This is a genomic window from Metalysinibacillus jejuensis (assembly GCF_003057615.1).
Classification (GTDB): Bacteria; Bacillota; Bacilli; order Bacillales_A; family Planococcaceae; genus Metalysinibacillus; species Metalysinibacillus jejuensis.
This window is the reverse complement of the sequence record NZ_QAFW01000036.1, coordinates 1-23878: the sequence shown is the minus strand read 5'-3', so window position 1 is coordinate 23878 and position 23878 is coordinate 1. Positions and strand designations below refer to the sequence as shown.

Genomic DNA, 23878 nt, shown 5'->3' with positions numbered 1-23878 from the left:
TTTGTTAGTGGATGGCTTGTTGCACACGTTCCCCATAGCCATACTTTTGAAAGTATTCAATCAGTGCACCTTCAACAATCATCCGTTGTGACAAGTTATACTCGGTACTAAAATCATTCAACAAAGCGATCATTGTACTCGCTAAGGTTAATGTCTTAGGGGAAGCATTCCCACGTACTTTAAAGTGCGGTACTTGTCCTTGGGTTGCTTGGGTTAACCATTGAATTAAAAAGTCTTGATGCGTACAGAGAACATCCCATAACTCCCCTGTAGGTAATGATGCGGTAGGCGCTGGTGTAGGAGTCATGATAGGTGATGTGTCTGGTACAGATAGCGATGGACTAGGCTGGGCTTCATACTGATAGTTCTGACTTTCATTACACCAATAATAGCCTTGGCTTGCCATATACTCACCTAACGCATCTACGGTTTCAAAGCCATGTTTGATCGCTACTTGACGAGGATTGGGATGTTTGACATCTAACATACGAATAATCTGGGCTGCTTTAGTCGTAAGTTGCAGGGCTTCTTGAACAGCAGTAGACGATGTCGGTTGTTTAAGTACATAGGTTTGAGCTTGGCTATCCCAACGATACCCTACTCGTCGCATATAAATATCAACACTTTTCCAGGTTTTATTACCATAGAATCTTGCAATCGCTTCACGGTCTTCGCCTGCAGCTAACTTATTGAGAATGGTTTGGGCTTTAGTGTTCGCCTTCATAATAGTCAACCTCTCCTTCATGAATAAAATTTAATGAGCCGACTGCTTCATGTAGAGCGGTCGTATTCGCATGCATATAAACAGAAGTCGTACGCACATCCGCATGTCCTAATAAGCGTTGGATAACCGCAACATGGGTATCGGTTTGTACTAACTGACTCGCAAAGGAATGACGTAACGTATGACTCGTAACTGGCTTTGTAATACCTGCTGCTTGTACAGCTCGTTTGAGTACCACATTGACATATTGAGGGCTAACACCACCTGTTTTTTCTATGGCAAAAAACTTTAAGGAAGCTGTCGATGGACGCACCTGTTGTAAATACTTGGTCATCATCGCTTGGAGTGCTTTGTTCATCGGAACATCACGGTTCTTACCACCTTTACCTTCAATCACATGGACAATACCTTTTGTGAGATCCACATCCTGCAGCGTTAAGTTGGCACATTCACTTACACGTAACCCTGTATTTGCCATCATCGTTAAGAAGTAATAGATGATAGGTTGATCAATATGCTGAAGAATAGCTTGTAACTCATCTGTAGTTAAAAAGGTACGTTCTTGATTACGCACAGGTACTCGCTCGATATCGGCTGTTGGATTATAAGCAATCCACTTTTTCTTAACCGCATACGTAAAGAAACTGGAAATGGAATTCAGTTTACGACGTAACGTTGCAGGTTTACACCCTCTTGTCACAAAGGTTTGGTAATAACTTTCGACTTTTTCTTCAGTGACTTCATCTACATAGAGTGGACCATTGGTTGCCCGTGTCACATGGTTTTGGAACTGACGTAAATCGACCCCATAACCACGAATAGTTTCTTGGCTCATCTTGCGTTGTTGTAAGTGAGCGTGAAATAATGCAATAGCTTCTGTTAATAAAATGACTTCTGGATTCATCCGTCATACCTCCTTCTTATATTCTGAGTTATAATATATATTTTCAAATGGCTTCAATACTTTAAACGGTGTGCCGAAAGTGCCGACGTGTCGAAAGTGAAACCCTACAACACGTCTTTTTCGGCATGTTGCCATTGACGGCTTTTAAGGAAAACTTAGTTAGCCTAATTTAGCATCTTTTAGTTTTTGCTCTATCCCCACCTTCATATCAATCAAAGGTGGTTTTTTCATCGTAAGACCCTGTTTTTCTACCACTTTAGGAGAACATTTAGCATTACGTAGTATCACTTGCTTATGAGTTGAAACATTTCTAATCTCAAATGTGATACCAACGTCTTTAAGATTAGAATTAATTTCGGTTAAACGCCGACTTAAAATTGAAGCTGATCTAGGGTAACGTTTATCTGTGGTATCAATACGATGCTGATTGGCTATACCATCTAATTGATTTAATAAATCTGTGACAGATCCTTTCCATGTCGCTTGGTGCTTCATAAATTGTTGAATCGCTGCAGAAACAGGATGACTGTCGATAATAGTAGCCGTTGCTGCTTGACGATTATTTTCATAGGCTTGTAAAAATGCTTCGCCTTGTCCTTCTTCAATTGCTTCAGCAATGGCATACCCCCATTTTGCAAAATCAGCCATGCGAGGCAATTTCGATAATGTAACGGTAGGATAAATACTCAATGCCTTTTGTAACACATTGCAAATACCACCTAAGATAATCGGACGGTCGGCTTCGAAGTTAGCCCATACCTCTGTTTCCGTCAATCGCTCTTCATCTGGAATACGCAACAATTCCAGTAATAAAGCACGATCCATCAAATCTGGTTCAGTAAGGGCAAAGTTTATCCCATTTAGCATTACAACACGGCGAATATCTAATAAAACTTCAGTTGACGTGGTGTACAGTTTACGTAGCGTGACAGCTCCCCCTGTAGATGTCATACATAAAATATCGCTCTTTTCTTTATCTAGGTAGCGCATATTATCAAAGCTACTAACATAGTTATTGTGCAGTGTCACCGTAAAGTCCATTTTTTGTGAGGGTAACGGGTTTAAAGCTTGCTTTGCAGGGTCAATTAGACTACGTAACATTTTCATCGTCGTAGATTTTGCAGCACCTTTTTCACCTTGAAGAATTAAAATAGTATGCGAGATATCCGAAATAAAAGCGGTACATAAGAATACTAACGTGAGAAGTTGATCCTCAGGCTTTAAACGAATGTACTTGAATAATTCCGTAATAGTACCATTCGCTAAATCAGGCATTACCTGTTCTAAAAAATTCGTACCTCTTTTAAAGAGTACCGTAGGATGTTGAGCAATCTTGATACCATTTTTGGTAATTTGAATAATGTCGTTGTTTTTGTTACCGATATCAATAAAAATAGCGTCGGCATTGGAATGGACACGCAAATAACGCTCTTTTTCTTTTGAATGAAATTGGGCTTGTACGGCAAGCAAGGAACGAATTTGATTGATATATTCTGTTGATAATACTTTGCCTATCTTCTTTATAGCTTGCATCTGAAGGTAACCTTTAAATTCATTGGATTCAATTTCATATTGCTGTTCTTTACCCTCATAATCTACTAAGGTATACAGCGTCGCATCGCTATCTTTATACACTATACAGTTTTCCTGTATCTCTCGAATAAATTTGTCAACCTTATCTTCAGATGAAGTTTCTTGCTTTTTTGGCTCTAACTTTGCACGTAGTGTATGCCAATTTTGATGATGACAGCTATCATGGTGACAACCAGCAGCCAATGCACCATTTGCAAATCGTGTAATAAAAGCCCCACGGTCTTTTACACTATGTGTCTTCCACGGACATTCATCTAGCACCCATGTTGTACTACCGTCATCATTTGCTTTTATATGTGCTACCTTTAACTTCGTTCGTTGAATAAAGCCTTCAACATCAAAAAAAGTTGACGGTTGCTGTAGAAGTGTTTGTGCGTCTTGCACTACTTTAGTAGATGAAACTTGACTCGTTTCATATTGCGCAACAAAATCCTCTAATTGTTGACGACTTACTTCATTTATTTCATCTGGTATCACTTCAATCGATGAAACACGATGCGGTCGTTCTATAGTCGCTGTTCCTTTCGCTGCTAATGTACCGTAAATTTTACTAATACGAGCAGCATTACTCACGCTCTGATCCACGTCAACATCAGCTGTAGAAAAGAGATGATGAAGGGTTTGGAGTACTTTCTTTATAAGTTGTTGTGTAGGGGCATCATTATCTTCATTAATAGCATAAAGTAAATGCACACCATTGCCACTTATCGCTTCAATAGGATCAGCCCATCCATGTTCAGTAAGAAACTGACTTATCTTATCGGCGACAACTCTAGCTGCTTGTAATTCCGCTTTAGTTGACGATAGATTACTTGCACGCTTTGGATCAATATCAATTAGTAACCATAGACGACAAACAATATCTGTGTCTTTTGTGGCTAATGAGCGAGTAAGGGCTTTATTTAGCAGCGTGGGCTTGTCGTCGATACCCACAGGGTTTAATGTGACATATACACCTTTTGCTTTTTCATTCACTTTTAAGACTTCTCGTACAAACGCTTCTTCATCTGTAAAAAAACCACAATATACAGCATTACCTTTTGAGCCCATACCTAAAGCTCGTACCTCTACAGCATGATTTTCTACAGACATCAATTTAAATGTCGTGCGGATATCCTGTTCATTGTAATTAGTTTGCGCCTGTTGCACCTGTTGTGTTTGTTGCACCTGTTGTGTTTGTTGTTTTTTCATCTTTTTTCTCTCCTTCGTGAAAGTGTCGTCATGTCGGCACTTTCAGCTTTTTTTACTTTGCTATGGCTAAATTTCCAAATTAGAACATCTAGTAGATCCAATCATCACGGGGATATAACCATGTCGTTGCTACATCAATTGATACAACATTCATGTTCTTTCACCTCGTATAAGTTTTTTTGAAGCCAAATCATAAGCCACCACATTGTCGTTTTTTATTTGAACTTCCTCTTTAGCTTAAATAAATCGAGTTTAAAAAAATATGGGTCAGCTATGTTTAAAAAAACATAGCTGACCCATTGCATATTACTATTTTTGTGCATATTTTTTTAATTTTTCTACAAAAGCATGGAGAGTAACCGCTGGATTTGCTGTAGTTCCGTCTTGCATATTCTTTTTAATAAGCTCATAGTGTGCTAAAACACCCTCATAAAACTTTGGATTCTGTATGCTTTTTGTAGTGGCTAACGCTTGATTAGGTATAGTTTGTAATACTTGGTGTGCATAATCTAATTGGTCATCTAACCTTTGGTAAAGTATCAGCTTACCAGTATCTACAGGCTGTTCATTCTGTATAGAGCGCAAAGCATAATAAATATCTGTGCGGATACACACCATCTCCTTTAAAAGTTCGATAACTCTATTACCAATTCTATTTTCATCTAAATTTTCAAGATTCATCGCATATACGTTTCCTTGCCTTATTAATGCCAAGTCATTTTTTACTTGCTGATACTTAGAAGCATTTGCCTCTAATAAATGCTCACTCTCTGAAATTAAACGTGCTGTACGATGTTTTCTATCAGCTATATTAGCTTCTGCAATTTCATCTAAATTTTCAAAAAATACATTACGCATTTGTAACATCAACTCTAATCTCTGACTCTTAACCTTGGCGACTTCAACTCGGTCTTCGATATCTTTTAATAGTTCTTTCGAAAAAGGTGGTGTTTTCTCAAGTTGTATTTCTTCTTTTGGATTGTCTAGATTAGACACGAACTCAGGGGATGCTTTCCACTTATGATAAACTTGTTCTTCCCCATCATTTTTCAACATTTGGGCTAACTTATCATCTAAATTGTAAATACTCCTATCTTCTCGAGCTCGTTTACAATAGTCCATTTGAAAAAGTTCACGATCTTTCGGATTCAATCCGTGCCCCATTTGTCCTAGCTCTTCTTCAAGCTCTTCTTCGAAGGCTGCTTCCTCGTCTAATTTAAAAAGATAAGCCATGTAAATTCCCTCATCAAACATTTGAATTAAATATTTTGTATATTCAATCATCGTACCTTTATCCAATGTTGTTGTCGCAACAATCAATTCACTAAATTTTTCTTCTAACATGGGTAAAAGTAAGGTTTCTAACACTGCTTTCTCATATACAGGAGACATTAAAACATCTGCCTTGGATTGAATATTCGCCATATTGTCAATCGCTTCTATAATTTTCATATTAAATCCTGTTAATTCTTTTGCTGTAATAGATCTTTGTCGTTTTTGATTTAAGTCATCATCATGCATTTTCTTGATAGTAGATTCTAGGGGGTAATTTTCTAAGGAATTAATAAGTACCATTAGTAAGCTAAAGGATTTTTCTGTGAACTGATACGCTGAATTCACTTCTTCATTCTCTTTGAATAATATCTTATCGATATCATACAGTTTAAACACACGCTCAAGTTTATTTTCTAACTGCTTAGGGGTTAAGCCAAGCGCAACTTCTAAATCTTTTTTAGTTTTCATATGTTAATACACTCCTACTTCATTATAGTGATTCTATAAGTATTTATCCTCCCACAAAAAAAACAGGTAAATCTATCATATCAACATCACAATGATTATCTTTTTTTACATCGAAAATACCCTATATGATAACTACATTTTTACCTAGTAATAATTTTCAACGTGAGGATATAGAACTAATTCTACAAGAATAATTTACATTTTAACAGTATAGCGAACTAAAAATTGCCATGTAATTATTAAGGAATATATGCCTCTCGTTTTTACGTACCAAGATTCACTACAGCCATGAAAATATCGTTTTTTCACCTACACTAAAAATTTAATTTGCCTACTCAAAAGTATGTAATAAAAAAAATAACAAAAATGCCGACATGTCGAAAAAATTTAAATTTTCCACATGACAGGCATATTCACGACGTTACAATAAATCCAATGCTGCTTGTTTATCCTCTCGTGACGTTTGGATATACATTTTACTCGTCATATCTACACTATGATGCCCTAAGATCTTACTTACCGTGACAATAGGTACACCACGCTTTAATAATAACGTAGCACAGGTACGTCTAAATAAATGAGGATGTAGATGAAAGCCTACGGCTTTGCCTAAGTCAGCTAAGAAACGACGGACGGTATCACGATGAATGGCTGCCGCTCGTTCAGATACTAACACATAAGGACTATCAACATAGGGGGATCTTGCTCGTTCATGTGTTTGATAATGCAATAATTGAGCCATTACATCCTGCCGTAACACTAATTCTCGTTGTTTACCGCCTTTACCTCTGACAATAAGGGTACGTGTTATGGGATCAATTGCTTGCCATTGCAGTTGGACTAACTCTGAGACACGCATCGCTGTATACAATAATAAATAGACCATTAAGCGGTCACGTTCACGATACTTTGGCTTTTCTACTTCTGCTAATACAATAGCTACCTGCTCATCGGTCAAGACATCGACATGGTGTTCACTACCTGCTGCTAACTTCATACGATCGGTCTGTAAACGTATCGGGTTATCGGTTACAACGTGCTGTAATACTAAGTAATCTCCCCATACTTTCATACTGTTAACCTTCTTATTAATTGTGGTAATCTTATACTGTTGCTGTAACGTGTGTAAGTAGCGTAACCATTCGACACGACTAAATGCTGCATCCTTGGGTACTTCACCTCGTATTGCTTCATAAAATAACCGTACATCCGTCTGATAGGTGGTAATGGTCTGTGGTCGCTTTCCCTCTACATACAGCCATTCGCTAAACGTATCATACACATTCATTTTTATCTGCCTCCTAAAAAAATAACGTGTTACCTCTCCCTACAGGAAAGGCACACGTTACATCATAATGTACTCAGTCATCCACCATTTCTTGTACAATAGCGGTTGCTACCGTAATAATCATCGTTAAAATAATCTTTTCCCAGCCCATGTGTGTCACCTCCTTTTCCTAACGTGAGCGCTAACGGTTATGTGCCCAAGATGCCATAAACGCTGCGATTCACGTCAGTTATTAAATACCGTCGTGAGTTTATGAAGGGGATAATCACCACCTTTCCATATGTCATATCAGTTTTTGCAGCAGGCAAAATGATACACCAACTACTGGCGTGAGTTACTGTAAAGAACTGTCACGAGTTGGGCATAGGATCGCCTTGCCGTTCACATACCACCGCATTAAAGGCGCTAAGGCATATTCACTACGGTCAATCAAAAATAATTCAATTGTAAAGGCTGTCCCTTCAGGAACATAGGTAAAACTCCATGTAGTAAGTGGACTACTAAGTGAAGTCAGTAATGTCAGCGGAAAGATGGTATCATCAATCTCCTCAGCATAAAGCTGTAAGCATTCATATCCAATCATTCGTTCATCCACCGCATCATAACCGAGAGCTTCAAGTCCTGTTAAGAAGTAATCAAGCATGTAATAGCCCTCGCTCTCGTAATGACGTATAACGATTGCCTTCACCGATAATAATATGGTCGATCACTTGAATACCGATATACTCTCCAACGTGATGTAAGCGGTGGGTTACTTCGATATCCTCTGGACTCGGTTCTGGGTTACCAGAAGGATGATTATGAAATACCATAATACTTGCGGCATTGGCTAAGATAGCAGGCTTAAATACTTCACGAGGATGGACGACACTCGCATTTAAACTTCCGATATGTGCGATGTTAATATGCGTCGGTTGATTCTTTACATTTAAACAAAGTACGACAAAGTGTTCACGGTCCACATCACCTAGAAACTCTCGACAAAGATCTGCCCCGTCACGTGGATTACGAATGGTACGATTAGCGTAATAAAGACTTGCTTCTTTGACTAACTTTACTGAAACAATCGCCACACGTTTACGAGGTTGTGGCAGGATTTCCTCTTTGACACCGATAGGTAATTGCAGTTGTTGCATAGGTTGAATCATAGTATACATAAAAAGCCCTCCTTATATTTTTTAGGCAACATAAAAACGCCCATTCCCTTTAAGAGAATGAGCGCTATACGTTACCGATCGTTAATTGGCTTCATGATTATAATATATGCTTGAATTTTTTATTGTTACATTTCCTCAGTACTAAATCTATGATGATACTTCTAAATAATTATCTGTATCTTACACCAACCGTATACCAAGCTGTATTGCCGAAACTAGCTTTGGCAATGAACATAAAAGGAAGCCCTTCGCAAGATTGCATCCGACAAAGGAAATAATAACAGGTAGTTCCTTGATAATAAAATAAGAATGAAAGAAAAACAGAGGCATCTGTGCTCCCTTTTAAATAAGTTGAATATTCAAATATTTTAAAGTGAGAAAAATTAGAGCCAATCCATTACGAATCAGCTCTACAGTGGACACCTATTTCAATGATTAGTCGCATACGATATTAAATGAATTCAATAGTATTCTAACCTATTGTAAAAGTAACATAAGTAAGTATGGTTGTCTTCTAGCACTATGACTCTTTATTGATATTTTCAATCAAATCATTCCAACCACTGCATTCTTCTTCATCTAGGATTGTTTCAGGGTAATGTTCTCTACAGCAGAAATTTTCCATGTCACATACATGAAGAGCGTACTGTTTTTCAGGATCAAATCGACAGAAACCAAATCCGGTATCACTTGGATCTGTTATAGAATGTTTTTTACAAATATGACAAAGATAATCACCAGACAAATCTTCTTCTTCTGGTTCACTTGTACAACAATCAGTATCCTCAATAAGAATTGCAGACATTACCGTTTCTTCATATTTTTTACCGCATACTACGCATTCAAGCACTATACTCGCTCCCTTACAAATTTCTTTACCTTCTCTTAAATAGGAAAAAACTGCTAACCATCCAAAGACAGTTAGCAGTTTTCAGATAGACTAGAAATTTTAGCTCTCTCTTGTCTGTTTAATTCGATATTATACTGTATTGAGAATTACCCTTCAGTACTTTCAACTTTTTCATCTTTGATGATTTGAAGGATCTTGTTTACTGTTGCGCCTTCTAATGTAGCTGTTGCTACTGTTGGTGAAGGTTTGTCTTCAGTAATAATTTTGATTGTTACTGTTTTTGCATTATCTTCTGCATTAGCTTCTGTTGCAATTACTTTACCATCTGCATCTTTTAATTCAAATGATGCGTCGTCTGCTAAAGTAACGTTATTAGAGAATGTGAATGTTACTGTTTGAGTATAAGTCGTTTTAGCAGGTACTTCTGCTTTTGTAACAACTAATTTAGTTTCATCTGTTTCAGAATCAACTGTGTAACCAGCTGTCGTTAAAGCAGTTGCTAAATCTTCTGGTGTTGCTGCTGTATAAGATTTATCTAATCCATCAGTTGCAGTATAAGAAGTTTCTAATGTAGGAATAGCTGCATTTGAAACTACTTTTGATTTTGTTACAACCCAATTATCGCCTGTTGCTTCTACAGCATATTTGAAGTCATCAGTTAATTCTGCTGCTTCCACTGTTGATTTTAATTCTTCAAGCTCTGTTGCTGTATAAGTGTTTTCTTCTAATACGATTTTGTATTCTTTTTCACCTGAAGTAGAACCTTCTACATCTGTTTCTGTAGGAATAGCTGTATTTGAAACTACTTTTGATTTTGTTACAACCCAATTATCGCCTGTTGCTTCTACAGCATATTTGAAGTCATCAGTTAATTCTGCTGCTTCCACTGTTGATTTTAATTCTTCAAGCTCTGTTGCTTGGAATTTTTGATCTTCAACAGTAATTGTTGATGAAGTTGATTTAATTGATTCAAGTACAAATGTTTGTTCAACTGCCGGTACTGCTGGAGTAGTAGTAGAATCTACAACAGTTTCTAATGATTCAAGTGAAGTGAATAGTGCTGGTAATACGATTTCTTTGCCACCGTATTCTTTTGCCATTGTAACAATTACAATGCCGTTCGCTTTAACTGGTTCCACTTTAGCAATTTTATTAGCTGTTAATTTTACTTTTTCATCAACAGCTGCAATGACTGCATCTTTAAGTTTATCTTCTGTTTCATCAGAATCTTTCACTGTTACGTGCTTCACGCCTTCTTTGAATGGAAGTTCAGTGATTGCTTTTGTTGTATCATTTACTTTTACATCGTAAGTTGCAACTGGTGTTAATAAGTCGCCTTCTTTCGTGTAAAGTGTGATTACTGCTTCGCCAGCTGCTTTCGCTGTTGCTGTTACTTTAGCATCCTCTTGTGTAACAGTTGCATAACCGTTTGTCGAACTTTCTAATGCTACAACTTTAGCATCTGAAGATTTCGCTACTAATTCAACACCATCTTTAAGTCCTACTTTGATGTCTTTGATGTAAGCTTCAACGTCTAATTTTAATTCCGTGTTGTTTACATCTTCATCAATATTAAGATCTAATGGTAAGAAGTTATCTTCATCATCTTTTTTGTTGTCATCTGCTTGTACTAATTTATACTCTTCAATTTTAGCTTCGTCACTTACGTCAACTGCTTCTACTTTGAATGTACCAAGTACAACTTCTTTGTCAACAGCATTTTCTTTATCAGCACCGTAAACTGTTACGACGTTGTTACCTTTAGCGAAAGTAAGGTCAGTAGTAGCTGCTCCAGCTGTTACCTCTAATGCTGTTGCTTCTGCTTCTTTTTTACCTTCTGGTTTTACAGCGACAAATACTATAGCATTTGTACGTAATTTTTCACCATTTTGGTCAAGTACGTCGAATTTCACTGCTGTTTCAGCATCCGCTTTTACTTTTAAGTCTTCTGCTTTAATTGAAGTTGCTGTTTGTTTTGCTACTGTTGTTACTTCAACTGTTGTTTGAAGTGCTTCGATATCTTTGTCTTCAAACTCAACTGTAAATGTTACTTTACCGTCTTTACGAACTTGAATACCTTTAGTATTGTCATAGAAAGCAACTGTTGGATCGCTTGATGTTACTTTAGCAATTGTTGGTGTCTTTGTAGCTAATTCTGTTGCTTCTGTTGTTGCTTTACCTTCTTCGTCTTTATCAGTTGTTTTAGTACCTAAACCGTTTTCGAATACTGTTGCTACGATTTTAACTTGGTCAGCTTGAGTAACTGTTGGGTTTTTCCAAGCAACATCTTTGCCTTCAACTGTAGTTACTAAGCCTAATTCATGTACTTTAGTTACTGTATCAGCATCAACAACTGTTACGTCAGCAAAGTCTTTTGCAACAACTGTTTCAGGTAATTGATTGCCTTCAGCATCTTCAACTTGTACTGCATATTTGAAAGTTTCAGCGCTTGACACTGTTACTTTACCTGTTGCTTTATCAAACGTGTCTCCACCAGCAGTAGTTTTGTTGAATAAGAATGATACTTTGTATCCTTCATATTTCTTTTCGAATTCAGCCTTAGTTAACTCTTCTTCACCATTTACTAAGAACTTAAGATCTGTTGCTGTACCTTTAGCAACTTTTAAGTCGTTAATCGCCTTTAACTATGTTACAGCAATGTTTAGGAATTGTGTGAGTGAGGAATTGTGTGAGTGCCTGGCACTCACACAATTGATAAAAATGCAGTAATATTTACGATAAGAGTAAAATTTTAGAATTATTTTCATAGTACATCGTGTATAATAGGTGTGTACGATAACCGCATGATCGTACATACTAAGGACATCGTCGGTAAAGGACCTGAATCCGCCTTTGCTTTACTTTGGCCAAACTGCTTGAAACACATGATTAACGGCTATTAATCATAGAAAGTGAATGATTCAGCATTTGCTTGATTCAAGCAAATAACCCCCTCCTTCGTCTCAAAGGAGGGGGTTTTTAACTTAATTTAGGCAGAAATCGCTCAATCTATAGAGGTGAGTTCTCTTAATAACTCAAAAGCTGATTTTTAAGGTAGTTTGCCCTCTTATTTCATGCTATGTTATAATTATTCGGTGTTTTTTCTTTATGACTACCTTGTTTTAGGATGATGCGCCAGAATCCTCCCTTTTTCAGATGGGAGATGAATGGCATATCTTTTTTGACTTTTCAGTACTATATGTATAGATATAAATACTTATTATAATTGAATTTTTTACCAACTTTGCTATACTATATGTATGACAAAAGACAACCTTATTCATGCAAGAACATGTGTATACAATGTAAATTATCACTTCGTTTGGTCAGTAAAATACCAACATAAACTATTGAATAAAAGGATAGAAAAACGTTTAAAGGAAATATGTAGTGAGATTGCGGAAGATAAAGAATTTATTATACGTGGTTTTGAAGTAGGAGAACAAGACCATGTACATGTTTTCGTATCGGCACACCCTAAAATTGCCCCTTCCTACATTGTGAAAATGTTAAAAGGAATTACAGCTCGTAAATTATTCATCGAGTTTCCTGAATTAAAACGAAAATGCTGTAAAGGTCATCTATGGAACAGTAGTTTTTATGTCGAAACGATTGGTTCCATATCAGAAGAAGTAATTCGTCAATACATTCAAAAACAACAGAAAGGAGGTTGAAGATATGGCAATGATTACCTATAAATTTAAATTAGAGCCAACAGCTGAACAACAGAAAAAATAGTAGAAACCTTACACCTTTGTCGCTGGCTCTATAACACATGTTTGGAACAACGGATTACTCGGCTCAATGAAACGAAAAACATCGCAAGGTGTTTCTGTTTTTTGAATAAGTGGGGAGTAATTTATGTGTACCTCAAAATATAATAACAAGAGAGAATAGGAGAAGAACATGAAAAAATTAATGAGTACCTTAATGGTCAGTAGTTTATTATTAGTAGCATGTAGCGAAGATCAAACAGAGACTGAAGCGCTTGAAAGCAAGATGAAAGTATTAAGCACAGAAGAAGTAGCTGAGCTTGAAGAGAAAGCTAAAGAAAATGAAGTAGAAGCTGATCCAATTACGCAAGAGCAAGCAGAAGAATTTGTAGGAGAACTCGAACAGCGCGCAAAAAATGATGATATCATTAAGCAGCTAGAGGTAAAAGAAGGCGAAAATGAAGTAGATGTAACTTTTGCTTTTTCCCCTAATGCAACAGAACAACAGCGCAATGAGTTTTTCTTTAATTATAGTATTTTTATTCAGAAAACATATCCTGATAAAAAAATCAATTATCACGAAGAAAAGTAATAGAGTTAGCCCATTTTTAGTGGGCTAGCCCTATTACTTTTTTGGGTCAAAAATATTATGGCAGATGATATTGAAATCTAAGGTTTATCCTTTATAATTAAACATGGGGAAATAAATGTAATAAATGTCATTGATGGCACGCTATATGCGATGAAAGTCGCACGTATAGTGTAGGCTCGTTATAATACATAAGGCGAGAATGGCTCAATGGTAGAGGTGCTACAAAATATTGATAACTACGATAAAATTACATCTGCTACAAATCAAGTATTGATTAATAATGTATCTTACCAAGTGGCCACTTCAGGAGAAAATGCAAGAACTGCGGAAACAATGCAAGAGTTAACTGAGGTCATTCAAGCTTCTGTACAAGCTATAGGAAGTAAGAATGAAGGTCAAATGATAATAAAGTTACAAGAAGCAATTACTGATTTCGTAAATGTTTTTGAAGTAGTTGGTATTGAGTAAGTTCCATAAAAACACTAGTAACGTCAATTTTGCCGTTATCAGTGTTTTTTTTATTCAATATTATATGATAAATATTAACTATATATTGCTATTGATTAAATATAGCCGTTATTATCCTATTATTTACTATTGAAAATCACTTTTGTAAAGGTATAATTATACATAACTATTGAACTATTTACTATCTGTTATTTGGTGCCTTTTAGGAGGATAAAATAATTTTCGTAATTTTGTTACTCAATAGCTGAATATAATAAAAGAGCACGCGCGCGACTCGTCGCACCTATTATAGTGCTTATCACGCAAGACCTCGATTTTTACTAAAAATACAGCTAGCTATAACGGAATACAACTGCTATCTGGTATACACTCAGCAGTGTCCTCTACATACGAATATAATATTTTTCCAATGGACTTTAAAGTAGCGAGAGTGTTGGATACATTTAAGTTGATTAATGTTTAGTGATAAAGATATAAGCACTAAATATTTTCTATTATATAGTAATAATATAAAAAAAAGGTTTTTCGGATGATATTGATGTGATAGTATAGTAACTGTTAAATACAAAAATATGTAATTGGAGGTTTGGAATATTGAGGCATAGTTTGAAATTATTATTCATTTTGGCTTTATTTATTGTGATAATGCCAAATGAGTATGCTGCGGCAGAAGAAATCATTTGGGTGGAGAAAGATAAGGTTTGGGAAGTTAATTTTTCTAATCCTGTATCTCAAGGTACACGTACTTTTATTTCTTCACTAGTGAAAATAGTAGATGAAGATAACAAAAAAGTAGAGTTTTCAAAAACACCGATGTTATCCGAAGATGGAAAAAAGCTCATCGTTTACCCACCAGTAAGAAATTATTATCCAAATCAAAAATATAAGTTAATCATTGATAAAAGTGCATGGATAAAAAGTGAAAAGAACGTAAGTTTAAAACGTGACTTTGTTAAGGAGTTTAAAATCATAACACCTGAAAGACGCGAAATACCTCTTAAAAATACGTATGAAATTACTAATAAAACGCTGCAAGATGTAAGAATTTCTGTTCCTCGCGGGTTGGTCGTTGCTTACTACAATTATAATGATGAAATGGTAGATATTGGTTATTCTTCATATGAGGTCACGATACCTGCAGATGGAAAAATACAACTTGCTTATCATAATGATACAGGTGCAGTTCCTGCAAGCAACGAGAAAATTGATGTTAAACCTTTAAATTATTCACCGCTTCTTGTATACATTGTGTATGGCGGAGAAACTGTGGATCTTAGTTTATCAAATGCCAATAAATCAGGAGATGTAAAGATGTTTGCATCACATTACTATAGTTCAGGCTATTATACTGCACATTCTTATTGTGAGGATATGAGCTGTTTTTATAATTTAGATAATAGTCACCTTGCTGTTTTACACAATGCTACTAATTATCCAATAAAAGAGGGGGTACTTTTAAAGTTTAAAAATGAAAGTAGAGAGCCTTTAGAAGTTTTCTCTGTTAGACATAGTAATGGTGATGGAATAAAGTGGGGAATAAGTGATACAGACCCATTTCATGAAGTTAAAATTAACCCTGGAGAAAGTTATTTAGTTAAAAATCGATTAGCTAACTCACAACAAAGCGAGTTTAATACTTCATTTAATATTCGTATGTATCATCCTTCTAGTTTGAGTTATGCTAACACTTTACAATCTACACCAGGTGGACAAAAAATGAGCATAGGGCATCGTTCAAGTATAGAAACACTTTATCGTGATTACTATATTGAAAATAGTAGTAAAAGCGCATTTATCGTTTATGGACCACATCGGGCTATAAAAGCAGAGAAAATAGAAGGACCATTATTTGAGTACCGAAGTTTGCCTTCTAACGCTTCTGTCTATTTAAGTCCAGCGTCTGAAAGTGTTAAAGTTACTTCTTATCCTTTAATTGCTAACTCTACGGGGATATCTTTAAACTATGAATTATCATATCCTCATAATGATAAAATTACAAAGTCTCGTGTAAGACCTAATAGTAAGGAGAAATTAGAAATAGCGACAACAAAAGCTTGCGTTAAAAATACGAGCAAGTATGATCTAGGTGTATATATCTTTACTAAACACTATAAATTAGAAAGCGATAGTGAGCAGTGTGCAGACACACCTTTAAAGGAAGAATAATAGGTTGCCAGACACTCATATAATTAGAAATAGGAAGCTTTTCGCGGGAGAAATCTTGCGAAGGGCTTCTTTTTTGTGTGGGTGCCAGGCACTCACACATTAATATAGTATTTATTTATTGCTTTTCATTAAAAAATGTTAGTATCTCCCTTCTTTTTATGATTGAAACAATTACTTCAAAAGGTATAATTATACATGGGGAAATAATACATATCTGACAGCACGCTGCATGCGATGAAAGTCGCACGTGTAGTGTAGGCTCGCCATAATACATAAAGCGAGAATAGCGATTTATTACTAGCGCAATTACAACGCATTAAAAATTACGAAAAAATTACGACAGCAACAGAAATAATTACGATTGATGGGGTGACGTATTATCCAACGCCAATTGAGCGTTTAGATCGTGAGTACGCAACACCGAAGGAAATTAAGCGAATTGTGACGAGTGTCGTCAATGCGCCTACCTATACGACGCCGCGCGAACGCGCTGAACAAGCACTAAAACTACAAACTGCCCTCGACCGTATTGTAAATGGGTTATGGTATGTAGATTTTGAGACGTATTAAGGGAGGAAAAATAATGAAGAAATTTGTAGGATTACTAGTGCTTCTTGCAGTAGTGACACTTAGCGTACCGACCGTTTTAGCTAAAGAACCACCCATTCGTAGTAATGTAGTAGATGTGGAGCTAATCCCTAAAAAGCAAGTACCGACAGAGCAAAAAGAAATTGCTTATATTGATTTAAACATTCCTGTTAAAGCATACACTTCATATACTAGTTTACAAAACCATAGTATTTTAGTGCATTATAAAGATGGCTCTGTAGAAAAAGTTGGCAATCGATTTGTGCAGTATACGTCGACTGATGATTTTAAAGTCATGATAGGAGACTATGGTGTCATCTACTTTAAAGGTGTAGGAACAGCGACATTAACAGGCACTTACCGAGGTATAAGTGCTAGCCAAACAATTAACGTAGTACAAAAGGAAACGGATTACGCAGCAATTGATGTAAGTGCATTAAACCATTTAGTACCGCCATCAAGTACTTTTCAAAATGTAGAGTTAACAATAATTAGTGATGGCGAGCCAATTAATGATATTTACAAGGCTAATTACGTAGATAACCAATTGCGAATTTACGATATTGATTGGGAGAATAAACCCACATATCAAGCAACTATTCAACTTGAAAATTATATTTTCTCGCTAGCCTTTACACCAAATGAGAAAAATGAAGTGGTTGCGCAGTTAAAGCAAGAAGATTTTCAAAAAGTCGAAATTAATATTCCAGAAACTTATACACAAGTATATTTTGCTTTTATCCAACCTTTACCGCATTATAATCAAGTGAGTCATGTGAGAGAAAATAAACTTTCACCTAACCAAAAAATAAATCGAGACTTTTATAAAAACTTGTACGTGTTAAAAGGCGATTATAGCTATGAGGTACAGGCTCGCGCTGGACAAGATATTGTAATCCTAAAAGATGAAGTCAGTATTGGTCAACAGCCGCTAACGATTGATATCACACGAGGGGATATTAAACCTATTTTATTAAGTGCTAATTTCAAGCATATTCATTTACAAAAAAGCAGAGTTTTTCTAAAACATCCTCTCTTAAGTAATACAGACAACACAGGCGCTGTTATGAATATTTACAAGACGGACTCCAATGTTCATTCACCATTTCGTTTATATGTAAATGATAAGACGGCATTCCAATTTGATTGGTGGGTAACAGACCGCGGTACAGGAAAAGAATATGCCTATGTTGGTACAGCACAGGCTATGATAGACACCGAAGTAGTGCATAATATTGATGATACATTTAAGGCGACTTTAATGCTTCCTCAGCAAATGGAAGCAGGGCGAAGCAAATATCTTTCGAGTGAGACGAAAGATGAAAATTTTTTAAGCATAGAAGATAGTTATGGTAATCAGTTAGATGCTATGCATTTAGAAGGCTATGATTTATATACACCTTACTATGAGGAAAGTTTTTTAAACTTTATGTCAGCTGATGGTGAGTTAAATGCTGTATCTGTGCTAGGACGGACATTACTAATGCCTGAAAAGTTAGGGAAGTATCAAATACAATATACGTATCAACTCCCAGCAACTTTTGATGCGCCTGCTATTGAGTTTTCGACGTTAATTAATCTTAAACGCCAAATTAAAAGGATTGAAGCTACGGAAAATATGCTGCTGTCATTTTCTAAGCCACTGACAACAGCGTCATTGAAGCAAAATATTTTTATTGTAGCTGATCGCAAAAATATTGTTACAGATGTGACAATTAAGCCCGACAGTAAAGACCCACGGAAAGTGCATATTGTAGCACCACCTAAAGGCTATAAAGACGGAGTTACGTATCAACTCGTTATTTTAGATGGACTCACAACTAAAGATGGACATCGTTTAGTTATTAATGAAGTAGATGGTAAGTTCCCAACAGGAGTTAGCGGTATGTACGAACAATTTGCAGTACATTAATGAGGTGCCAGGCACTCACATAAAAATAGGAAGCTTTTCGTGGGAGAAATCTTGCGAAGGGCTTCTTTTTTTGTTGATACAGGTCTCTTTTTACATAGTGTAGGGACATGACATGCTGTGCTAGTTGTAATAAGTGCTAGAGGTGAGTACGATAAACGTATCCCCTTAGATAAATTAATGGATTTGAAAGTAGATTATGCGTTTAAGCAGCTATTTGGTAGTGAAAAAAATAAAGATATTACGGTGGTATTCCTAAATGCCATCTTACAAAAAACAGGGCGCAATACCATCAAAGAAGTAGTATTTATGAACCAAAAAGTAGGCGGCGAGTATCTTGATGATAAACAGTCACGTCTTGATATTGTCGTGCGTACTTAAGCAAATGAATTAATCAATGTGGAAATGCAGCTGTCTAACCAACACGATATGATAAAACGCACCTTGTATTATTGGTCACGTTTATTTTTAGACCAATTACCTAAAGGTAAAACGTATCGACGTCTATTACTATCAACATTTGTGATTTCACCTTGTTCTCAAAGTCAGCGAATTATCATAGTACGTACCATTTATATGAAGATAGTTCACTAGAGCGACTCGATGCGCAAGATGATGTCTTAGAAATTCATTTCATTGAGATGAAAAAGTTTATTCAAGCTTGGCATGAAGATAAGGTCAATCCACTCGATGATGTTTTAGTACGATGGCTCTTATTATTAGGTATGGTCGATGCTAGAAAGCAACGTGTGTATGATGAAATTTATAAAGAACTGGAGGAGCTAGCGATGAAAGATGACCGTTTACTTGAAGCCTTTACGGCATGGGAAGAATTAAGTCAAACGCCTGAGACAGTGATAGCGTATCATTCACGTTTAAAAGCTACCTGGGATCATGAATTAAGTTTACGCCATGCTAAGGAAGAAGGCATTGAAGAAGGTATTGAAGAAAGTAAAAAAGAAACAATACGTAATGGCTATGAAAATGGTGTAGATGTCACTACATTGGCTTTATTAACAGGCTATGGTGAGGAAAAAGTTAAAGCTATTATTGCATCATTTGCATAAAATAAGGCGTAATCTCACAATAAGAATATCGAGAAGTTATACTAAATATGATTATCGCTTCTTAGCATAGATGGTGTAGCTATCGAAAGCTTATCTCTACATCGCTGTCGCCACTGTGTTTTTCCGACATGTTTCTATAATTTTGTGTGCGTGCTAAGCACTCCACTTCAAAATACGTACGATAATGATACAATGTTCAGAATTATTTCATAATTCATCCTGTATAATAAATACGTACGATATCCGCATTATCGTACACGATAAGGACATTGTAGGTAAAGGACTTGAATCCACCTTTCCTTTACATTGGCCACATTGCTTGAGTTATATGATTAACGGCTATTAATCATATAAAGCGAGTGATTCAGCACTTACTTGGCTCAAGCCAAAACGCCCTCCTTAGTCTCAAAAGGAGGACGTTTTTTAAGTTGTATGCGTGCCACGAACTTTACTTTACTTTAAGCAATAGTAAATCCGTATCTTCAATTGCTAAAAGGTCGTGTTGTGCTAACGGATCCATCGCTAATACTGCTTCGTTTGTTAAAACTACTTGCTGTCCTTCTACTGTAAACTGAACTTTACCACGACGTACGATAACAATTGTGTTTTCTTTTGCATGGTGCTTAGCAATCGATTGTCCCGCCGCTAGCTGAATATTTATGATTTGTGTGGCGTTAACTTCTGTGATTTTTGCCGAATGTTTTTCTTTATCTGGTAGTTGGTAAGGCGTTTCGAAAAAATGCATTAAACATGCTCCTCCCTAAATTATCGTAATAACTTCATTGTAACATAAGCATTTACTTATAACTAAATTTTTAACTAAATTGTGTGAGTGCCTGGCACTCACACATCTCATTGCTTATCATTAAAATCTTCAGGGAAATTAACCGTTTCAATCGTTTCTCCAGTGGTATCATCGATTAATGTCATTTCAATATTTAAATTATCTTTATGGTTACCAGTAAACGTATCATAATAAGCAGCAACGATAGCTAAACCAAATAAACCAAAACCATCAAAGCTACCTTCATAAGCTGCTTGATTAACAGTAATCATAAATTTCGTAAAATCTTTATTCGCAGAAATATCTTTAAATGATGCAAAATCCTCGCCGTTTACGAGAGTATCAATCGTTTCTTCTACACCTTTTTTCATTTCGGCTAAGATTTCTTTATGCGTAGCTTTGCTCATTTTATAGTAAACGGAGCCGTCTTCATTTACTTTTACCTCTTTAATGCCTTTTTGCTTAGCATCTTCTTCGATTTGCTCTTTACTTTGATCTTCAAAAAATGAAGCGGGCAACGTCAGCTCGACATTGGTTAGGTTTTTGTCTACGACTAATTTCTCGCCGTTTTCTTCTTTTTTAACATTTTCTTCTGTCTGTTTTTGGTCTTGCGCACTTTCCTTATCGCCACATGCGGCTAAGGCAAGCGCAGCTAAACTTACGAGTACAAGTTTTTTCATTGTGCACCTCATTTTAATTTTATACCTTATTTTATCACATAATCCAAATATTAGTTTTGGATTATTTCTACCATTAGTTATAAGGGCAAAAATATAATAAAATATGGTAACACATCTACAATTTTGATAAAATGTTAACGAACGAATCGCAAAGGGGAGAGAAGATGAGCGTAGTACACGGTATTCGATTAGGAACGGGCGAGCAAGTCATTCGTCAGTACGAGGCATCACGTTTAGTAGAGCCAAAAGCGACAGGCTACATAATAGCCACGAATCGTCGGATTATTTTTACAGGAAATAGTGAGTCAACACTGAGTTCGAGTATTATGGTACGTGACACGAAGATTGATAATATTACAGGTGTCATTGGTGGTATAACACGGGAGCGTAGCATTATGGCTTTTATTATTGCTTTTATTGTCGTAATGTTTAGCTTAATGTTACTTACCAATGAGTTTGTAGGCTACGGTATTGCTGGTTTACTCATTGCTGCTTTTATTGGTTATAAAGGTTTTAAGGCGGTAGGCGTGAGAATGTATATGGTCATTATGAGTGAGCAAAGTAAGGCTGCTATTAAGTTAAATGTCGCAGGACGGCAAGGTTTATTTTCGAAAATTGCCGATGATGATACATATTTAAGCGTGTTTGCGGCAGGACCAGGCGCGCACACACAACAAATGATTCGCGAAATTGGCGCGCTCATTCAAGATATTCAAACGCACGGGGAGGAAGCTGTAGCGATGTGGTCAACAGCTCCTGTAGCAGAAAGCGTACCACAGCCGACAACGAATACAGTAGCGGTTGCGACAGATTTAATGAAAACGACGACTTCAAAAATTAAAGATGCGACGGTCGCGACGACAGAAGCCGCGAAAAAAATGAAAGAAGAAGCAACGCGCAAAAAGCAACAACGTGCGTTATGTAACTGCGGTCATCAAAACACGGATAATGCGATGTTTTGTGCAGAGTGTGGGCAGTCATTAGGGCAAACACAGTAAGTAGGAGGACAAAATTATGAGATGCGGCAATTGTGGTCATAACAATGAATCAGGCAGTAAGTTTTGCGAAAAATGCGGGCAATCACTAGCAAAACCTAAAAAGGAAGAGTTTATACCGCTTCCATTACCGCCTAAGTCACCAGCTAAAAATAAATCGTTACGCTATGTTTTACTCGCATTACTCGTACTCGCTTTAGCAGGTGGCGCTGGTTTTTGGTATTATAATGAGCGCGCACCGAAAGATAATTACGAAGCGCTGATCGAGCAATTAGAGGCAATTAAGCAATCAGCAGATGCCAATGCGTTTTATGATTTACTCGCGATTGATGATCGTACAGATAAAACGGAGCATTTAGCGTTTTGGACGAAGCAAGATATTGCAAGTCTCGCTACGCAAAGCCAAGCAGCGCTTGATACCCTTTATAATGAAGGCGTCGCGCAAAAAGCACTAGCAAATACACCGCTTGAAGCAAAAGTCGTTGACGGTGTGTACATGTTAGTACCAATTGCGACGGAAATTACAGCAACGACGAATGTATCACCTGTGACGCTCGTGCAAAAAGACCAGACCATTACGGTGACACCGAACGCGGCGGCAGTTGTCGGTACGTACTTGCCAGGGGAGTATAGCTATAGCGTGACGTGGGATGCCCCGAGCGGTAAAGTCGAAGAAGCGCGTACCTTTACGACAGCAGATGGTATGGCAAGTGCTTCGTTTTTATACTATCCGACAACGCTAGGCGGTGCAGATGGTAGAGCCGTCACGTATAAAATTAATGAACAACCGCTGGCAGCTGAAGCTATCCGTAATAATGAGCTATGGCTACCGAAGCAACAAACGGCTACCATTCAAGCTTCCTTTACTGAAGGCGGCAAAACATATACGTCATCGCCTGTAAAAGTAGAAGAGGGCGTAGGGTATGTGGAGTTTAACTACCCTGGCTATTATAATGCGGCTGACGTGGAGCGCGAGGTAGGCTATGTCGTAGATGCGTACTTACGCGCGTATGAAGCGGGTGACGTGAACGGTATTGGGGCAGTAATTTCGAGTTCTTCAGCGTTTTATACGAGTCAACGTAATTATTTAGCTAATCTTAACCGCCAAGGCATTGATGTGTCGCTGTTATACTATGACATTCAGTCAGTGCAGCACGTACAAGGCGAAACGTACAATGTGCGTGTAGGCGAAAGCTTTAGCGTAAAAGAACCGAATAAAGCGCGTAAAACAGTCAATCAAACGGTAACGTATGCGATTACAAATTACAGCGGTTCTTACTATATTACAGGCTATACGTTACATTAAATCTAAAATTGTATTACAAACACCAAATGAGTAGGCTCATCACCATAAGTTGGGGTTGACTTACTAATAAGACCTTAATTTTCCAATAGTGTATAGAATAAAAGCGAAAACTCGTGTATCGTAATTGTTGATGAGACAAACCACGATAGGAGTTTTCGCT

Annotated in this window: 21 protein-coding genes; 10 read left to right on the top strand and 11 right to left on the bottom strand. The window is 36.8% G+C overall.

Features of this window, described 5'->3' with window-relative positions:
• Window positions 1-4: 4 nt before the first annotated feature.
• From DDE80_RS10575 to DDE80_RS10535, 9 genes are all read right to left on the bottom strand, one after another.
• Complete coding sequence (locus tag DDE80_RS10575) at window positions 5-724, bottom strand: hypothetical protein (protein ID WP_108307607.1); 720 nt, start codon at window positions 722-724, stop codon at window positions 5-7.
• The gene (locus DDE80_RS10570) at window positions 708-1628 is read right to left on the bottom strand and encodes a tyrosine-type recombinase/integrase (RefSeq protein WP_108307606.1); all 921 of its coding nucleotides are present in this window, start codon (window positions 1626-1628) and stop codon (window positions 708-710) included. Before DDE80_RS10570 ends, DDE80_RS10575 begins: the two co-directional genes overlap by 17 nt.
• A 159-nt stretch (window positions 1629-1787) precedes the next feature.
• Window positions 1788-4412 carry a hypothetical protein gene (locus tag DDE80_RS10565; protein ID WP_108307605.1) on the bottom strand — a complete coding sequence of 875 codons (2625 nt, stop codon included), beginning with the start codon at window positions 4410-4412 and terminating at the stop codon, window positions 1788-1790.
• Between the two features lie 309 nt (window positions 4413-4721).
• Entirely contained in the window at window positions 4722-6155 is a 1434-nt protein-coding gene (locus tag DDE80_RS10560; protein WP_108307604.1) for a DUF6038 family protein, read from the bottom strand.
• Window positions 6156-6576: 421 nt separating this feature from the next.
• On the bottom strand, window positions 6577-7443 hold the full coding sequence (locus tag DDE80_RS10555; RefSeq protein WP_108307603.1) for a tyrosine-type recombinase/integrase: 867 nt from the start codon (window positions 7441-7443) through the stop codon (window positions 6577-6579).
• A gap of 334 nt (window positions 7444-7777) precedes the next feature.
• Window positions 7778-8086, bottom strand: coding sequence for a hypothetical protein (locus tag DDE80_RS10550; protein WP_108307602.1), 309 nt, complete (start codon window positions 8084-8086; stop codon window positions 7778-7780).
• Window positions 8079-8600 (bottom strand): JAB domain-containing protein, encoded by a 522-nt coding sequence (locus DDE80_RS10545; RefSeq protein WP_345788852.1) that lies wholly within the window; start codon window positions 8598-8600, stop codon window positions 8079-8081. Before DDE80_RS10545 ends, DDE80_RS10550 begins: the two co-directional genes overlap by 8 nt.
• A gap of 520 nt (window positions 8601-9120) precedes the next feature.
• Window positions 9121-9450 (bottom strand): hypothetical protein, encoded by a 330-nt coding sequence (locus tag DDE80_RS10540; RefSeq protein ID WP_108307601.1) that lies wholly within the window; start codon window positions 9448-9450, stop codon window positions 9121-9123.
• Between the two features lie 146 nt (window positions 9451-9596).
• Window positions 9597-11906 carry a hypothetical protein gene (locus tag DDE80_RS10535; protein ID WP_108307600.1) on the bottom strand — a complete coding sequence of 770 codons (2310 nt, stop codon included), beginning with the start codon at window positions 11904-11906 and terminating at the stop codon, window positions 9597-9599.
• 804 nt (window positions 11907-12710) lie between these two features.
• On the opposite strand from DDE80_RS10535, the gene tnpA reads away from it, so the two are divergent.
• The 8 genes from tnpA (at window position 12711) to DDE80_RS15610 (ending at window position 19953) form a co-directional block, all read left to right on the top strand.
• The gene (gene tnpA, locus DDE80_RS10530; RefSeq protein ID WP_108307599.1) at window positions 12711-13124 is read left to right on the top strand and encodes an IS200/IS605 family transposase; all 414 of its coding nucleotides are present in this window, start codon (window positions 12711-12713) and stop codon (window positions 13122-13124) included.
• 232 nt (window positions 13125-13356) lie between these two features.
• A complete protein-coding gene (locus DDE80_RS10520; RefSeq protein WP_108307597.1) occupies window positions 13357-13755 on the top strand; it encodes a hypothetical protein in 399 nt (132 codons plus the stop codon).
• A gap of 207 nt (window positions 13756-13962) precedes the next feature.
• Window positions 13963-14223: a hypothetical protein gene (locus tag DDE80_RS10515; protein WP_108307596.1), complete on the top strand. Its 261-nt coding sequence runs from the start codon at window positions 13963-13965 to the stop codon at window positions 14221-14223.
• 606 nt (window positions 14224-14829) lie between these two features.
• Window positions 14830-16389, top strand: a complete 1560-nt coding sequence (locus tag DDE80_RS10510; protein ID WP_108307595.1) for a hypothetical protein — start codon at window positions 14830-14832, stop codon at window positions 16387-16389.
• Window positions 16390-16758: 369 nt separating this feature from the next.
• Window positions 16759-16959 (top strand): hypothetical protein, encoded by a 201-nt coding sequence (locus tag DDE80_RS10505; RefSeq protein ID WP_108307594.1) that lies wholly within the window; start codon window positions 16759-16761, stop codon window positions 16957-16959.
• Between the two features lie 13 nt (window positions 16960-16972).
• A complete protein-coding gene (locus DDE80_RS10500) occupies window positions 16973-18889 on the top strand; it encodes a hypothetical protein (RefSeq protein WP_108307593.1) in 1917 nt (638 codons plus the stop codon).
• A 117-nt stretch (window positions 18890-19006) separates the two neighbouring features.
• Entirely contained in the window at window positions 19007-19267 is a 261-nt protein-coding gene (locus DDE80_RS15615) for a PD-(D/E)XK nuclease family transposase (RefSeq protein ID WP_153060895.1), read from the top strand.
• A gap of 125 nt (window positions 19268-19392) precedes the next feature.
• Complete coding sequence (locus tag DDE80_RS15610) at window positions 19393-19953, top strand: Rpn family recombination-promoting nuclease/putative transposase (protein WP_108307590.1); 561 nt, start codon at window positions 19393-19395, stop codon at window positions 19951-19953.
• A gap of 448 nt (window positions 19954-20401) precedes the next feature.
• Here the strand turns inward: DDE80_RS15610 and DDE80_RS10480 are convergent, their stop codons facing one another.
• Window positions 20402-20698, bottom strand: coding sequence for a cupin domain-containing protein (locus DDE80_RS10480; RefSeq protein WP_108307589.1), 297 nt, complete (start codon window positions 20696-20698; stop codon window positions 20402-20404).
• Between the two features lie 107 nt (window positions 20699-20805).
• Window positions 20806-21417 (bottom strand): hypothetical protein, encoded by a 612-nt coding sequence (locus tag DDE80_RS10475; protein WP_108307588.1) that lies wholly within the window; start codon window positions 21415-21417, stop codon window positions 20806-20808.
• Window positions 21418-21581: 164 nt separating this feature from the next.
• Between DDE80_RS10475 and DDE80_RS10470 the strand changes: the two genes are divergently transcribed.
• Together DDE80_RS10470 and DDE80_RS10465 are read left to right on the top strand one after the other, a co-directional pair.
• Window positions 21582-22415: a zinc ribbon domain-containing protein gene (locus DDE80_RS10470; RefSeq protein WP_161952316.1), complete on the top strand. Its 834-nt coding sequence runs from the start codon at window positions 21582-21584 to the stop codon at window positions 22413-22415.
• A 16-nt stretch (window positions 22416-22431) separates the two neighbouring features.
• Window positions 22432-23718, top strand: a complete 1287-nt coding sequence (locus tag DDE80_RS10465; RefSeq protein WP_108307586.1) for a TcaA NTF2-like domain-containing protein — start codon at window positions 22432-22434, stop codon at window positions 23716-23718.
• Window positions 23719-23878 lie beyond the last annotated feature (160 nt).